Annotated in this window: 12 protein-coding genes; 8 read left to right on the top strand and 4 right to left on the bottom strand. The window is 47.9% G+C overall.

Going from position 1 to position 13,850, the window contains the following annotated elements:
* Positions 1–79 precede the first annotated feature (79 nt).
* Positions 80–745 (bottom strand): hypothetical protein, encoded by a 666-nt coding sequence (locus ACCI49_RS12285; protein WP_371839298.1) that lies wholly within the window; start codon positions 743–745, stop codon positions 80–82.
* A gap of 711 nt (positions 746–1,456) precedes the next feature.
* Between ACCI49_RS12285 and yihG the strand changes: the two genes are divergently transcribed.
* On the top strand, positions 1,457–2,362 hold the full coding sequence (gene yihG / locus ACCI49_RS12280; protein WP_371839297.1) for a 1-acylglycerol-3-phosphate O-acyltransferase, YihG family: 906 nt from the start codon (positions 1,457–1,459) through the stop codon (positions 2,360–2,362).
* A gap of 69 nt (positions 2,363–2,431) precedes the next feature.
* Here the strand turns inward: yihG and ACCI49_RS12275 are convergent, their stop codons facing one another.
* The gene (locus tag ACCI49_RS12275; RefSeq protein WP_371839296.1) at positions 2,432–2,869 is read right to left on the bottom strand and encodes a host attachment protein; all 438 of its coding nucleotides are present in this window, start codon (positions 2,867–2,869) and stop codon (positions 2,432–2,434) included.
* A 277-nt stretch (positions 2,870–3,146) separates the two neighbouring features.
* On the opposite strand from ACCI49_RS12275, the gene ACCI49_RS12270 reads away from it, so the two are divergent.
* The 6 genes from ACCI49_RS12270 (at position 3,147) to fghA (ending at position 8,304) form a co-directional block, all read left to right on the top strand.
* Positions 3,147–3,575: an Hsp20/alpha crystallin family protein gene (locus ACCI49_RS12270; RefSeq protein WP_371839295.1), complete on the top strand. Its 429-nt coding sequence runs from the start codon at positions 3,147–3,149 to the stop codon at positions 3,573–3,575.
* A 70-nt stretch (positions 3,576–3,645) separates the two neighbouring features.
* The gene (locus ACCI49_RS12265; protein ID WP_371839294.1) at positions 3,646–4,065 is read left to right on the top strand and encodes a CBS domain-containing protein; all 420 of its coding nucleotides are present in this window, start codon (positions 3,646–3,648) and stop codon (positions 4,063–4,065) included.
* 251 nt (positions 4,066–4,316) lie between these two features.
* Positions 4,317–4,889: a PhnA domain-containing protein gene (locus ACCI49_RS12260; RefSeq protein ID WP_371839293.1), complete on the top strand. Its 573-nt coding sequence runs from the start codon at positions 4,317–4,319 to the stop codon at positions 4,887–4,889.
* A gap of 228 nt (positions 4,890–5,117) precedes the next feature.
* Positions 5,118–6,134: an AraC family transcriptional regulator gene (locus ACCI49_RS12255; RefSeq protein ID WP_371839292.1), complete on the top strand. Its 1,017-nt coding sequence runs from the start codon at positions 5,118–5,120 to the stop codon at positions 6,132–6,134.
* 161 nt (positions 6,135–6,295) lie between these two features.
* Entirely contained in the window at positions 6,296–7,429 is a 1,134-nt protein-coding gene (locus ACCI49_RS12250; RefSeq protein ID WP_371839291.1) for an S-(hydroxymethyl)glutathione dehydrogenase/class III alcohol dehydrogenase, read from the top strand.
* Between the two features lie 14 nt (positions 7,430–7,443).
* A complete protein-coding gene (gene fghA, locus ACCI49_RS12245; protein WP_371839290.1) occupies positions 7,444–8,304 on the top strand; it encodes an S-formylglutathione hydrolase in 861 nt (286 codons plus the stop codon).
* A gap of 400 nt (positions 8,305–8,704) precedes the next feature.
* Here the strand turns inward: fghA and ACCI49_RS12240 are convergent, their stop codons facing one another.
* Positions 8,705–9,967, bottom strand: coding sequence for an NADH:flavin oxidoreductase/NADH oxidase family protein (locus ACCI49_RS12240; RefSeq protein WP_371839289.1), 1,263 nt, complete (start codon positions 9,965–9,967; stop codon positions 8,705–8,707).
* Positions 9,957–10,616, bottom strand: a complete 660-nt coding sequence (locus ACCI49_RS12235; protein WP_371839288.1) for a TetR/AcrR family transcriptional regulator — start codon at positions 10,614–10,616, stop codon at positions 9,957–9,959. The genes ACCI49_RS12240 and ACCI49_RS12235 overlap by 11 nt, the downstream gene beginning before the upstream one ends.
* Before the next feature lie 837 nt (positions 10,617–11,453).
* Here ACCI49_RS12235 and ACCI49_RS12230 point away from each other — a divergent pair.
* Positions 11,454–13,661 carry a S9 family peptidase gene (locus ACCI49_RS12230; protein ID WP_371839286.1) on the top strand — a complete coding sequence of 736 codons (2,208 nt, stop codon included), beginning with the start codon at positions 11,454–11,456 and terminating at the stop codon, positions 13,659–13,661.
* Positions 13,662–13,850 lie beyond the last annotated feature (189 nt).

The raw sequence follows: 13,850 nt of genomic DNA, 5'->3' as shown, positions 1-13,850 counted from the left end.
AATGGTTGGGTAGCGACTCTGGGAGGGAGATCAAATGCGGCCGCCGTGAGTGGCCAGTTGGCTGATAGATAAGCTGCGATTAGTGTGTTTGGTTATGGGCTCGCTCGCGCTCCGCGGCCAGAAGTACTTTCTCGCAGGCATTGCGATCCAGTGACTCTGAACGCTGCGCCAGCTGTTCTGCCAGCCAGCTAGTGGAGTGCTGCTCTCCACCCAGAGCTAATTGTTCCAACTGCCAAATAACATCAAGTAGTAAATGGCGTTCCAGGCCACTGCTGGATTCCGTTGAAGAGAATAGACGCGGTTCCAGCTGCTCTAGATCGCTGCGCTTTAACACCAGCTCAGCCAGGCTGGGGTACCAGCGGCCGCTATAGGGCTCCGGTCGAACTTGGTAATCGAACGTGATGCGCAGGCGATTTCCCTGGGCATCCTCTAGCAGAGGGGTATCCTGCTCATAGGCTGGCAGGGCTGGGCTGTGGCGCAATACACCCACGATAGCTTGCCAGTCACTATGGTTATCTGTACATAACCGCAGGGGCTCCACCAGCTCTCGACTCCCCAAACCATCCAAGAAGGTTAGCTTTTGCCCGGGGCGATACCAGTAAAGATCAAGGAGCTTTTCCTCGGCCAGGTCGGCCAAGTGGGAGCTGGTGAGGGGTTCCTCCGCTAAGGCACTCAGGTGATTGACTGCCTGCTGTACGCTCAGCCACTGTTTACGATGGAAATGTTTGCCAGCCGTTGTTCCCATGCGCGACTCCCGGCGTGGATTTGGTATCCGAGGAAGCGGATAGTCCAGTAACAGCAAGTAGTTAAACCGAGCCTCTTGGTACAGAGCTGACGGCGTAGAGCGGCACGCAACTGGATCTATTACCACTGGAAAGTTTAGCAGTAGGGAAATGCTGGTTAGGCACTAGGTTTCAGGGGCTTGTGACGATAAATACCATCGGGACTGTGTTGAAAAGGTGAGTCATACTAATGGGTCGGGATGTACAATGGCGTTTTGACTCACTTCGAGTAATTATGAAGCTGAAACTACTCTCTTATCAATGTTCTTGTCGGTTTCTCTATCGGCTCAAACGATAGCGATACCCTGGCCGCAGAATACTGCGGACTAAGCAGTCGAGAAGTATGAGGAGGCCGAGCTCGTGGTTATCGGTGGTTCCACTAATGCTGTAAGTTTTGGTCCCTCTATGCCTAGCACAGCCTATCCGGTCATAGCGAACATGAGTTTATTTCTTTGGAGCAGTTCCGGCGGAATCTAAAAATGTACACAGCCATGACGGTTGAGATTGGCCATCTTTAGTGTTGTCCGGCAATTTGCTTTTTCCACTGAGCGTAGATTGCCATACACTCGGTCTGAAAGGAGTCTCCCCGTTAGTTTGAGTGGTGACTTGTATGGTTCTTTAAGGGAGCTGAGCAAAGCGCTTTATTTGTTATTCATTTAATTTAGAAATGCAAGATGTTAAATTTTCTTCCTTCTTTTGTGTTGTTGATATTAGCCTCGGCTCTGCTGGTAATCGGTACGCTCCTTTGCTTTATACCCATGCTGTTTTTCATTGTTCTGCGATTAATACTCCCGTTCCCGGCATTGCGTAAGTATTTTGCTTCTGTGTTCATGGCCATTGCTGAAACATGGAATACCCTGAACAAAGGTTGGATGAGACTTACTCAGAGAACGCATTGGGACATTGAGGGAACTGAACATCTCAGTAAAAATGCTTGGTATTTGGCGACTTCAAACCACCAAAGTTGGGTGGATATTTTTGTGCTGGAATTTGTATTGAATAGGAAAATTCCACTTTTAAAATTCTTCATTAAGCAGGAATTGATCAGGGTCCCGGTGATGGGGTTGTGCTGGTGGGCCCTGGATTTTCCCTTTATGAAACGTTTTAGTAAGGAGTATCTTAAAAAGCATCCAGAAATGCGCGGTAAGGATATTGAGGCTACCAAGAAAGCCTGTGAGCGCTTTAAAGATACCCCTACCAGTATTTTAAATTTCCTTGAGGGTACGCGTTTTACTCCTGAAAAGCATGACAGGCAGGGCTCCCCATTCAAACACTTACTCAAACCCAAGTCCGGAGGGATTGCGTTTGCCATGCATAGCATGGGTGAACAGTTAAATCGCCTATTAAACGTCACCATTGTATATCCCGATGGTATTCCTTCATTCACTGATTTTCTAGGTGGAAAAGTAAAACGAGTAATAGTTCGTATCGAGCAAATTCGTATACCAGAAAAATTCTTTGTTTCAGATTATATGAATGATCAAGTGTTTCGTGCTGAATTTAACCGGTGGGTCTACGATCTATGGCGCGAGAAGGATGTACTTATTGATAAGCTATTAGTCAATGCTAACAGGATTTGACTTTTCCAATGATTAAATAAAAAGGGCTGATTTATCAGCCCTTTTTCTATTTGCGCGGATAAAGTATTATTATAGCCAGATAGGTAGTTGTGCCCGTATTTCATCTGGTTGACTTTCTACCAGGTTTTTGCCAGTTTCTCCGGCAATAGTTGCTCGAGTTGGCGTCTTTAAAGCATCACGCAGGCTGCCTACCATATAGGGCTCCGCAACGATATACAGTTTTTCGTAACGCCCCTCCTGGCGTCCCCGTTCTAGCGTGTGGGCTATTTTCTTGGCAAATTTCTCCCCATTACGACGGCGCAGATCGGCAAAATTTCCCATAGCGTGTCGACCCTGACCGTAGCTGTCAAAACTGCGTCCTGGGGCATCACTGTCTAGATCACGGCCTGATAATCGGGATTCGGGGTGGAGGAGGGCTTCAATTTCATGGAGGTTTCCGGCGCGTTTTTGTGCTTCGAAAATCCTGGCTTGCGATTGGTTGGCCACAAGGACCCATGCTAGAGCCATGCGCTTCTCCTCTTTAATTTGTCTGCCACTATCCTAGTTAAATATGACGCCATCGACGATCAGCGTAATCAGTGGTCAGATGAGTTAATTTTTCATAGATGAAAAATGAATAAAAAGAATTTTTTAATGTAATTTGTGATGGCTACTTCAGGCACTTCTTCCTGCCGAGTGTCGCTGAATTACCTAGAATGTAGTCAAGATGTGAGAGGCGCGAGCCAGATTCCTGTGATCTTGCTTGCGCCTCTTGCGACATAGCGGAAGCAAAGAGGTTGTTGATATGAGCCTGATACCGAGAGGGTCCCTACTGGACCTGGACAATATGTTTGAACAGATGCTTTCCCCAAGCCGAGGCATCACTAGTGAGAGGGAGGGTTTTTTCTCGCCGCGCATCGATGTGAGCGAGCGCAAGAATAGGTATGAAATCAGTGCTGAACTACCTGGGGTTGGCAAGAATGACATTAATGTAACCTTGGAAAACGGCGTATTGACCCTCGAGGCGGAAGTGCATCGTGAACTGAAGGAAGAGAAAGATGGCCGCGTGCTTCGCCAGGAGCGCCGTTATGGCAAATTTTTGCGTAGTTTTAACTTGGGTGAAGATGTCCGTGAGAGTGAGATAGATGCGAATTTTAAAGATGGCATTTTGACTCTGAATGTACCTAAGCATGAGGGGCAGCCGCCGCAGAGAAAGCGTATTGAAGTGCACTGATTTTTATCCCGTGCAGATGGCAGCTTGAGCTGCCGTCTGACAAATTACATTCAGGAACTGGCGGAGGTGAATGATGAAAGTGAAACAGGCAATGCATCAGGGAGCTACTTGGTGTACTCCGGACACTCCGTTACAGGAAGTGGCGAAGATTCTACGGGATGAAGATATAGGTGCTGTCCCAATTGGAGAGAATGATCGATTGGTTGGTATGGTCACCGACCGCGATATCGTATGTCGGGGGGTAGTGCAAGGGGGTAAGCTCTCCTCTCTGACTGCCCGCGATGTGATGACTGAGGGTATCGAGTGGTGTTGGGAGGAGGACGATTTACTTTCTGCCGTGCACAAGATGGAGCAGCAGTTGCTTCGTCGCATGCCTGTGCTTAACAGCGAAAAGCGTATGGTGGGTATATTGAGTCTGGGAGATATCACTTCTGCTATTGCGAACAAACAAGGTGGGCAATTCGCCTCGGCGATTTCCGCACACCATTAGTACAGCATTAATTGAGTAGTATAAACAGGGGTCCCAAGCCCCTGTTTCACTTTTCTTCTGTGGTATTTCAATTTATTGCCCGGGTTAATTGTCAAGGCAATATTCTATTCTGCTTATTCGAATAAAATATCCCTCGTGCCGGTGATGCTAAGTCGATTACTACTCATGCTGATACAGAGTTAAGTAAAATGATCTGTACTAGCGCGGCTAAGAAAATAAGTGCGTATACTGCGTACTTTTTGAGGATATCCATGGCTAATCAGGAACAGCTGCAACAGCGCAGTGGAGGGCAATGTGAGCTTTGTAAAGAGAAAGAAAACCTTGCGGTCTATGAACTCCCAGGGTCTTCCGGGCAAGCAGACCCGCAAGTACTGCTGTGCCAAGCTTGCCGGGATCAATTGGATAACCCCGCGAAACTAAATAGTGCTCATTGGCAGTGTCTCTCCGACAGCATGTGGAGTCAGGAGCCGGCGGTGCAAGTACTGGCTTGGCGGCTGCTCAGGCGCCTTTCAGGCGAGACTTGGGCACAGGACCTGTTGGACATGCTTTATCTGGATGATGATCTGCTCGGTTGGGCCCAGGCCGGTGCACTACCGGAAGAGGGTGAGCTGATTGTGCACCGCGACTGCAACGGCATACAGTTGCAAACGGGAGATAATATCACCATTATCAAGGACCTGGATGTCAAGGGTTCGAGCCTGGTTGCCAAGCGAGGCACTGCTGTGCGGGGCATCAGCCTTACCGATAACCCTGAGCATATTGAAGGGCGTGTGGAAGGTCAGCGCATCGTGATTCTGACCAAGTTTGTGAAAAAGAGCAGTTGAATCCAGCCTTGCCCGCGCGAGTTTTTCTAATGGCGAGGGTAGTTGATCCTTACCCGGCCCGCTTGTTATCAGGTTTGTAACTTGAATATTTCCGGCCAGTTATTATGACACCCAGTCGTTTACCCGAGTTCTTTTCCCTGTGCAATCTAACAGCGGTCAATTTAGGCGATGTGGGGCCTCGGATGATGGCAATTGATGCAGGACAGGCCGAACTCTGGAGGTGGATTAATGAATCCCACTTATGAAATTCGTAGTGGCACTCTCGCGGGTTTCAATACGCTGGTGCCTCAGCTTGGGGGCGAACCCGCTGAGCTCTTGGGTCGTGTCGGCCTCCCTGCGAATTGTGTACGCCGTCCAGATATCCTTATTTCCATATCCACTCTGTTAGACCTGCTGAATCTCTGTGCAAGTGAGTTGCACTGTGAGGATTTCGGCCTGCGTCTTGCCGAGATGCAGGAACTGCGTATGCTCGGTGTGCTGGGGAAGCTGTTGCTCAGTGAAGGAAACCTGGATGCAGCCCTGGGGATAAGTCATCGCTATATGGTGTTGCATAACCAGGCGGACCATTGGCAAATATCGGAGCGAGAGGGCCAACTGGTGGCCTGCAGGATTAACCATTTCGATGGGCCCAACTCGGTGGAACAGTACAGTGAGCTTGCTATGGGTGCAGCTTGTCGATTATTCCAGGAGCTGGCTGGCAAGGATATCCGTCCCCTACAGGTACAATTTCACCACGCTCCGATTTCCCCACTACAGCACTATAGGGAGTACTTTGAAGCAGAGGTACTCTTTACCCAAAAACGCGATTGCCTGATATTCAATGCCGATCTTTTACAGCGGCCTCTCAACGCTCCAAGCCCGAGCCTGGTGAGTTATTTTGAGGAGTTTACCTGGGGTCTGCTCAAAGGGCACGAAGGGGATATTTCCAGCCAGGTACGCACGCTGATATTGCAAACCTTAGGAGCTCAGCAGCACAGCTTGGTCCAGGTTGCACAGTTGGTGGATACACCTGTGCGCACCTTGCAGCGACGTTTGAGTGAGGCGGGGACTTCCTTTACACAGTTGTTACAGGAAGCGCGTATGGAGACTGCCCGCTGGCATCTGCGCGCTTCCAGTATTGATATTGGTTTGCTCTCGGCGAGTTTAGGGTATACAGACACCAGCGCTTTTTCCAAGGCTTTCCGCGCCATTCATGGCAGCTCCCCACTGCAGTGGCGCAAGCGACAGAGGGAATTCGCCTGTTAGTTTTTCATTGGCTATTGCCAAAAATCCATCAGTACAAAATTTTCTGCTGCATGGCCAATAAAAATGCTACTTTATCCTCTCTCCTTTTTGCCTCCCCTCCGGCTGCGGGCTATGCTGGCCCCCTGCTAAATTCAATATGTATATGAACAAGGAAAAAATCTATGGGTGCAGAGACCATTCGCTGTAAAGCTGCGGTGGCCTGGAAGGCGGGTGAACCGCTCTCCATTGAGGAAGTTGAAGTGATGCCACCACAGAAGGGCGAAGTTCGTATCAGGCTGATGGCCACCGGCGTTTGCCACACCGATGCCTTTACATTGTCGGGCGAAGATCCCGAGGGTGTATTTCCTGCGATTCTTGGTCACGAGGGCGCGGGTGTTGTCGAGTCGGTGGGCGAGGGAGTCTCCGGTTTACAGGTCGGTGATCATGTGATTCCCCTGTACACTCCGGAATGTGGAGAGTGTAAATTTTGTTTGTCAGGAAAAACCAATCTTTGCCAAAAAATTCGGACTACCCAAGGCAAGGGCCTGATGCCCGATGGCACCACACGTTTCTCTGTTAATGGGCAGCCTATTTACCACTATATGGGTACGTCTACTTTTTCCGAATACACGGTTTTGCCGGAAATATCTCTGGCAAAAATTAATCCCGAAGCCCCCCTTGAGGAAGTGTGCTTGCTTGGCTGTGGTGTCACCACTGGCATGGGGGCAGTGATGAATACTGCTAAAGTGGAGTCCGGCTCCACTGTTGCTATTTTTGGTCTCGGAGGAATCGGTCTCTCGGCAGTGATTGGTGCAAAGATGGCTGGTGCCGAGCGGATTATCGGAATTGATATCAATGAAGATAAATTCGCTCTTGCGAAAAAGCTTGGCGCAACAGAATGCATTAATCCAAAAAATTATGAGCAGCCAATTCAGGACGTGATTGTTGATATCACTGACGGCGGTGTAGATTATTCCTTTGAATGTATCGGCAATGTACAGGTGATGCGCTCCGCCTTGGAATGCTGCCACAAAGGCTGGGGTGAGTCGGTCATTATTGGCGTTGCCGGCGCTGGGCAGGAAATCAGTACCCGTCCTTTCCAGTTGGTAACTGGAAGAGTGTGGCGTGGCACTGCTTTTGGTGGAGTTAAGGGGCGCTCAGAGTTGCCGGATTACGTGGAGCGCTATTTGGCTGGGGACTTCAAGCTGGACGATTTTATTACCCATACTATGTCGCTTGAGAAAATTAATGATGCCTTTGATTTAATGCATGAAGGTAAGAGCATCCGCAGTGTGATTCATTATAAGGAGGCCTGATCGGATTCGTTACCATGCCTATTGAACTTGTCAGCAGCACCAAGTCTTTTGATGGTTTGCAGCAGCAATATCGCCACCAGTCCGCTGTCCTAGACTGCCCAATGCATTTCTCCATCTTCGTGCCGCAAAAGGCCGATCGTGAAGAGAAGCAGCGTTATCCGGTCCTTTATTGGTTGTCAGGTCTAACCTGTACCGATGCGAACTTCAGTCAAAAGGCCGGGGCCCAACGGCTCGCTGCAGCACTGGGTATAGCCCTCGTTATTCCCGATACCAGTCCGCGAGGCGATGATGTCGCTGATGATCCGGCCTATGATCTGGGACAGGGAGCAGGATTTTATGTTAATGCCACCCAGCAACCCTGGAAACAGCACTACCGCATGTATGACTACATTGTGAAAGAGCTTCCACAGTTGGTCGAAGCTAACTTTTCTGTGAGTCAGCGGCGTGCTATCAGCGGTCATTCTATGGGTGGACACGGAGCCTTGGTGATAGCGTTACGCAACCCGGAGCGATATACCTCTGTTTCCGCTTTTAGTCCGATTTGTAATCCGATTGCTTGCCCCTGGGGCGAGAAGGCTTTGGGAGCCTATCTGGGAGCGGATACCACTGGCTGGGAAGAGTACGATGCTAGTGTATTGGTGGGGCGTGCAGAGACGCATCTGCCGCTACTGATATCCCAGGGAGACAAGGATGAATTTCTTGAAGATCAGTTGCGACCGGAGGCTCTGCAGTTGGCTGCAGAGGCCTGTGGTTATCCGATTCGCTTGGAACATCACGCAGGATATGATCACAGCTATTATTTCATTGCCTCATTTATTGAAGAACATCTGCGTTTTCATGCGGATTTTCTTCTAAAAAATAATCCTGTCGCCTAGAAAGGCTCCTGCTTTCGTCAAAAGTGAGCTTTGTAACCGGGTACTTAAAGAGCGTCTGGTTACAGCAGCTTTGTATTTCATTGGAAGCAAGAATTTTATTTATTCTGCTGTCGTGTGGCGTGGCCGTGCGACAGTCTCGATATTACCTGCGCTGGACCTACTCCGCCTGGTTGTTCCCTCCAATGTGACCACCGCCGTATATACTAAAAAGAGGGAAAGAAAGAATACACTGCGCTCGGGACCCTATGAGGCATGGATGCCGATTACGAGCTTACAAGGATGTATTCACAGTGCGTCTCGAGTACAGTGTACTTTTTCCTTCTGACCCAGTAATACCATTTAGTGTTTTGCCTCGCTTGGCTTATCTACCCGTCATTTGGAGGACTCGCCTTTATGATTCTCAGGCTCGCCGCCTCTGAAAAGAAAGCAAGCCGACAGAAGCCAGCGTTTTTAATACTGAGGCCCAAGCACTCATATTTGGTTTCGTTGGCTTACCCTTGCCAATACGCGCCAGCTGTTGCTCATACCAAGTGACATCCAGCATAGCCATGAAATCCAGGCTGGGAATGCCTGTGGTGAGTTTTTTCAATGTTATCTTATGGCTGCCATCCGATAAAAGTTTGTGCGATAACCGTGGATCAACCGCTAACGGGCGGGCAAGGCCGATCATATCCACAGCATTTGATGCAAGGGCGGCCTCCATGGCAGCTGCGGAGCGGAAGCCACCGGTGACTACGACGGGAATTTTCAGCCGTGCTCGCGCCTTTTCTGCATAATCGAGAAAATAGGCCTCCCGCTTTATAGTGCTTTCTTTTACATTGGCACCAACCATACTTGGGTTTTCATAGTTGCCGCCGGAGATTTCAATTAAGTTAATACCTTCATCCTGTAGGGCTTTTAAAACCTGCATGGATTCCTCTTCGCTGAATCCACCTTTTTGAAAATCTGCTGAATTGAGTTTTACACCTACTGGAAAATCTTCACCAACCGCTTCACGAATGGCACTATACACCTCGCGTAAAAATCGTAAGCGATTTTCTAAGGTGCCTCCCCACTGATCATTTCGTCGATTGTGGTGAGGGGACAGAAACTGATTGATCAGATAACCGTGAGCAGCATGTATCTGAATTCCAGTAAATCCAAATTTTTTTGCCTTTGCGGCGGCCCAGGCAAATTTTTTAATGATAATTACTATTTCTTTTTCTGTTAGTTCTCTTGGGCAGTTGAAGGTCTTCTCTAAGCCATTAGCCAGTGGAATTGCAGAAGGTGCGACGGGTTCGGTGCTTAAAAAGTTGGGTGTTTGCTTACCTGGATGATTTAATTGCATCCAGATTTGCGTACCGTTTTGGCGCCCGGCTTCAGCCCATCTCCGGAACAGAGAGAGATCCGACTCCGTGTCCAATACCACATTGCGCGGTTCACCCAGAGCAGTACGATCAACCATGACATTACCGGTGACCAGCAAACCTGTGCCCCCTTCTGACCACGTGCGATATAAGTGAACCAGCTCCTCGGTGGGAGCGTGATTGCGATCCGCTAATTGCTCACTCATAGCAGATTTAAACAAGCGGTTTTTCACACTGGTTCCCGCCAGAATACTCAGCGGGCGAGCGAGAAGTGTAGCTCGATCGGTGTTTTTTAAGGGGGTAGTGCTATTTTTCAAAGTGAATGTCCTGCCTGTAAGTTTCAATGCTGCTCAGTGTTTGTGCTCCTTGTTGTGTCACCAAGGTGCTAAAAAAAGTCCGTAGTTGCCTGAGTAAATCATTGGGATCACCGGATACCTGGTATTGCAAAATACTGCCCTGCCAAACGCTATAACACAGCGTCGCCAGGCTATTGGCGGGGATGTCACTGCGTAGATCTCCTTGATCCTGGGCCAAATGCAATATCGATCGAAGATTTTCCAGCCACCTGTGCTCTACAGATTCAATGGCTTTTCGGCAAAGAGGGCTGGCTTGCGCTACTTCGGCTGACATCGCCCCAAGTAGGCAGGCACAAGACTGGCCAGCTTTTACTTTGTACTGAATACGGTTTTGGAAGCTGCACCAAAGCTGGATCAAGCCGGGTGCCTGAACCAGGTTTATTTTTGTCTGAGCGAGTTCCGCATCAATCTGCTCGCCATAGTAGTGAATAATACTGGCAACGAAGGCCTCTTTACTGGGGAAATAGTTGTAGAAAGAACCCTTAGGTACGCCTACTGCATCCAGCACTTGCTTGATACCAGTGCCGTGATATCCCTGGCTGGCTAGCATCGCAGTGCCTGTTTCTAGCAATGCTTCTTTGGTGTTTTCGCTTTTACGTGGTCGAGCCATAAAAATTAGACCGGTCGTCTACTAACTGGTGGCCAATATATGACCTGTCGTCTTGGGATGCAAGAGGGAGTGTTTTTTTTTTGGTAGTTTTAAGCTAGGGATCAGGGAGAGGTTGCTTATATACGTAGAAATCGGCACCGAAGACCCATGCTGCTCAGTGCCTGGTCGATTTTAGATCCCGATAGAAATTGTCAATAATGTTTGTTCACAATAGATAACTGAAATCGAAAATACTCTCACAAAATAAGATTTACCCAAGATAACGTTTTCAGTTTTTTGGGGTCAATCTAAGGTTTTTTGTGCTCCTTACATTACTAATTTAAGGTTCAAATTACCTGATTTGGCAGGATCGCTACTCTTTTCACCATCACATACTTAAATGGCCTCTCTATCACCCTGTATACCCTCGACTAAACGGTCCGCCTCAAAGTTAGCTAAGTAAGTAAATCAGCTGTGATTGAGTTCGCGACGGTAAATAGGAAGAGTTTCGATCTGGATATTCTTGGGATCGAGTTGTTATGGAAGGTGAGAGTTGTTTTAGTGGAAGAAGAAAGGTGCCTCTTCTCACTGTTTTTGATTGGTCAAAAATCAGGTCCAAGATTGTTTTCAGGCATTGCAAATATCGATGGCGCAGAGTAAATGACGGCAAAAAATGACAATTGCAGCAGGTTTGATTGTCAATCTGCTAAATTAAGAAGTAGAACTCGATGTCCTCCGTTATCTGGAGATTACAGTGTAGAATTCAGGGACTTTGTTGCTTGCACAGAAGACGATCTTACACCCTTCTTTACCGCAGATTTGCGTCTAGCATAAAACACTAAAACAAAGAGCCCTTCTATGAAAAGAAAACTGCTTGCCCTGCTTAGCTGCACCTTTGCGGGATTCTGTTCCGCGGAGACATTGACTGTTGAGCGAATATTCTCCGATCCAGCCCTTGGAGGCACAGCGCCCCGCGCCCTCGAGTACTCTCCCGATGGTCGCCGGGTAACTTTTCTAAAGGGACGAGATGAAGATTACAACCGCTATGACTTATGGGAGTACAACATTGCCGATAGGCAGTCCCGTATCCTGGTGAACTCTGACAGCCTCCACAGTGGTAATGAGGTGCTGTCCGATGAGGAAAAAGCCCGACGTGAACGCCAACGAATCTATGGCAGCGGTATTATGGAATACAGTTGGTCTGAGGATGGGAAATCCTTGTTATTTCCGTTGGCGGGAGATGTTTATTATTACAACTTGGATAAAAAATCCGCACGGCGCTTGACTGAAACTGAAGCTTTTGAGACCGATGTTCGCGTTTCCCCAAAAGGGCGATATGTCTCTTTTATTCGTGACCAGGATATTTTTGTTGTTAACCTGAAAAGTGGTAAAGAGCGTGCGCTAACCACTGATGGCCAAGGGCCTATCAAAAATGGCATGGCCGAATTTGTTGCCCAGGAAGAAATGGGTCGTATGACTGGTTATTGGTGGTCTCCAGACGACAGTCATATTGCTTTCCTACAGGTTGATGAGTCTCCTGTAGATGAAGTGACTCGCAGTGAGATATATGCCGATCGCATCGAAATGATAAGCCAGCGCTATCCCGCAGCAGGGAGAGCTAATGTTAAGGTTCGTCTGGGTGTGATGGAGGTGGCGTCTGGAAAAATCCGTTGGGTAAATCTGGGGGAAGAGCAGGATATTTACATTCCTCGAGTGGACTGGGCTCGCGATAATTTACTGACCTTTCAATGGCAGTCTCGGAATCAGCAGAAACTTGAGCTTCGCGTTTTTGATCTCAATAACGGCAAGACTCGCAAACTGCTAAAAGAGTCCAGTGACACCTGGGTAAACCTCAGCGATGATTTATATTTCCTGGAAAACAGCGACCAATTTATCTGGTCATCTGAGCGGGATGGCTTCAAGCACCTCTATTTGTACAGTTTAAACGGAAAATTGCAGAAGCAGTTAACAGCTGGTAATTGGATAGTTGATGAGCTGGAGGCTGTGGATGAAAAGAAAGGCGTTGTGTATTTCAGTGGTCGTAAAGATTCTGACATAGAAAGGCACCTCTACAGTGTACAACTGCAAGGTGAAGGGGGTATTCAGCGAATATCCACACGCAGTGGTATGCACGGTATTGAGTTTGCTGAGGATGGTTCTGGTTACCTGGATAAATTTACCAGCATCACTACTCCTCCACAGGTAAGTTTACACCGTTCAAATGGTAAACGTATTACCTGGCTGGAGGAGAACGCTGTTGTTGAAGGGCACCCCTTATTTCCTTATATAGACCAGTGGATTACCCCGGAGTTTGGCACTATCAAAGCTCCACAGGGACATAGGCTTAATTACCGCCTATATAAGCCGGCCAATTTTGATGAGAGTAAACGTTACCCGGTCATGGTATTTGTTTATGGCGGTCCCCACGCTCAGGTAGTAACCAATAGTTGGGACAAGCACATCAACCAATTTATGGCTCAACAGGGTTACATAGTTTTCTCTCTGGATAACCGTGGTTCTGCAAACCGGGGTACAGCGTTTGAAAATCCCATTTTCAAAAATATGGGAGGCCCGGAGGTAGAGGACCAGGTAATAGGTGTTAAATTCCTGCGCTCACTACCTTTTGTTGATAGCAATAATATTGGTATCTATGGCCACAGTTACGGTGGCTATATGGCACTAATGAGTATGTTTAAGGCCGGAGATTATTTTAAAGCTGGCGTTTCTGGTGCTCCTGTGACGGATTGGATGCTTTATGATACTCACTATACCGAGCGCTATATGGGTAATCCCAATACAGATGCTGAGGCCTACCAGGCTTCCTCTGTATTTCCCTATACGGATGGACTGAAAGGCCCTCTGCTGATTTATCATGGGATGGCAGATGACAATGTATTGTTTACCAATACTACACGCCTGATTAAACAGTTGCAGGATAATGGCCAACAGTTTGAACTTATGACCTATCCAGGTAAGAAACATAGTTTACGTGGCAAGCAAACTCGTATTCATCAATACACTATGATTAAGGACTTCTTTGATCGACATCTTCGTGATGATAGTTAAGGCAGGCTAAGGAAATTAGAATTTTATATTTTATTCGTAAATCAATAAAAGCCAGGACTAGCCCTAATACAAGTCAGTTACCACTGGGTCAGAAGAGGATGTTCAAAACTCTGTGTCAGCCAAATGGCCTCATAAGCTGATGTATTTTTCCAAGCGATCTGGAAAGTGGATCGTCAGTTGTGACAGTGT

This window comes from Microbulbifer epialgicus (assembly GCF_041447265.1).
Classification (GTDB): domain Bacteria; phylum Pseudomonadota; class Gammaproteobacteria; order Pseudomonadales; family Cellvibrionaceae; genus Microbulbifer; species Microbulbifer epialgicus.
Note: the sequence above shows the minus strand (reverse complement) of the source record. Positions and strands in the feature narration are given on the sequence as shown.

Coding starts and splice junctions, on each gene's coding strand:
- ACCI49_RS12260 (WP_371839293.1), top strand. CDS start 4,317: ATGGCTAATCAGGAACAGCTGCAACAGCGCAGTGGAGGGCAATGTGAG.
- ACCI49_RS12270 (WP_371839295.1), top strand. CDS start 3,147: ATGAGCCTGATACCGAGAGGGTCCCTACTGGACCTGGACAATATGTTT.
- fghA (WP_371839290.1), top strand. CDS start 7,444: ATGCCTATTGAACTTGTCAGCAGCACCAAGTCTTTTGATGGTTTGCAG.
- yihG (WP_371839297.1), top strand. CDS start 1,457: ATGTTAAATTTTCTTCCTTCTTTTGTGTTGTTGATATTAGCCTCGGCT.
- ACCI49_RS12265 (WP_371839294.1), top strand. CDS start 3,646: ATGATGAAAGTGAAACAGGCAATGCATCAGGGAGCTACTTGGTGTACT.
- ACCI49_RS12250 (WP_371839291.1), top strand. CDS start 6,296: ATGGGTGCAGAGACCATTCGCTGTAAAGCTGCGGTGGCCTGGAAGGCG.
- ACCI49_RS12255 (WP_371839292.1), top strand. CDS start 5,118: ATGAATCCCACTTATGAAATTCGTAGTGGCACTCTCGCGGGTTTCAAT.
- ACCI49_RS12230 (WP_371839286.1), top strand. CDS start 11,454: ATGAAAAGAAAACTGCTTGCCCTGCTTAGCTGCACCTTTGCGGGATTC.
- ACCI49_RS12285 (WP_371839298.1), bottom strand. CDS start 745: ATGGGAACAACGGCTGGCAAACATTTCCATCGTAAACAGTGGCTGAGC.
- ACCI49_RS12275 (WP_371839296.1), bottom strand. CDS start 2,869: ATGGCTCTAGCATGGGTCCTTGTGGCCAACCAATCGCAAGCCAGGATT.
- ACCI49_RS12235 (WP_371839288.1), bottom strand. CDS start 10,616: ATGGCTCGACCACGTAAAAGCGAAAACACCAAAGAAGCATTGCTAGAA.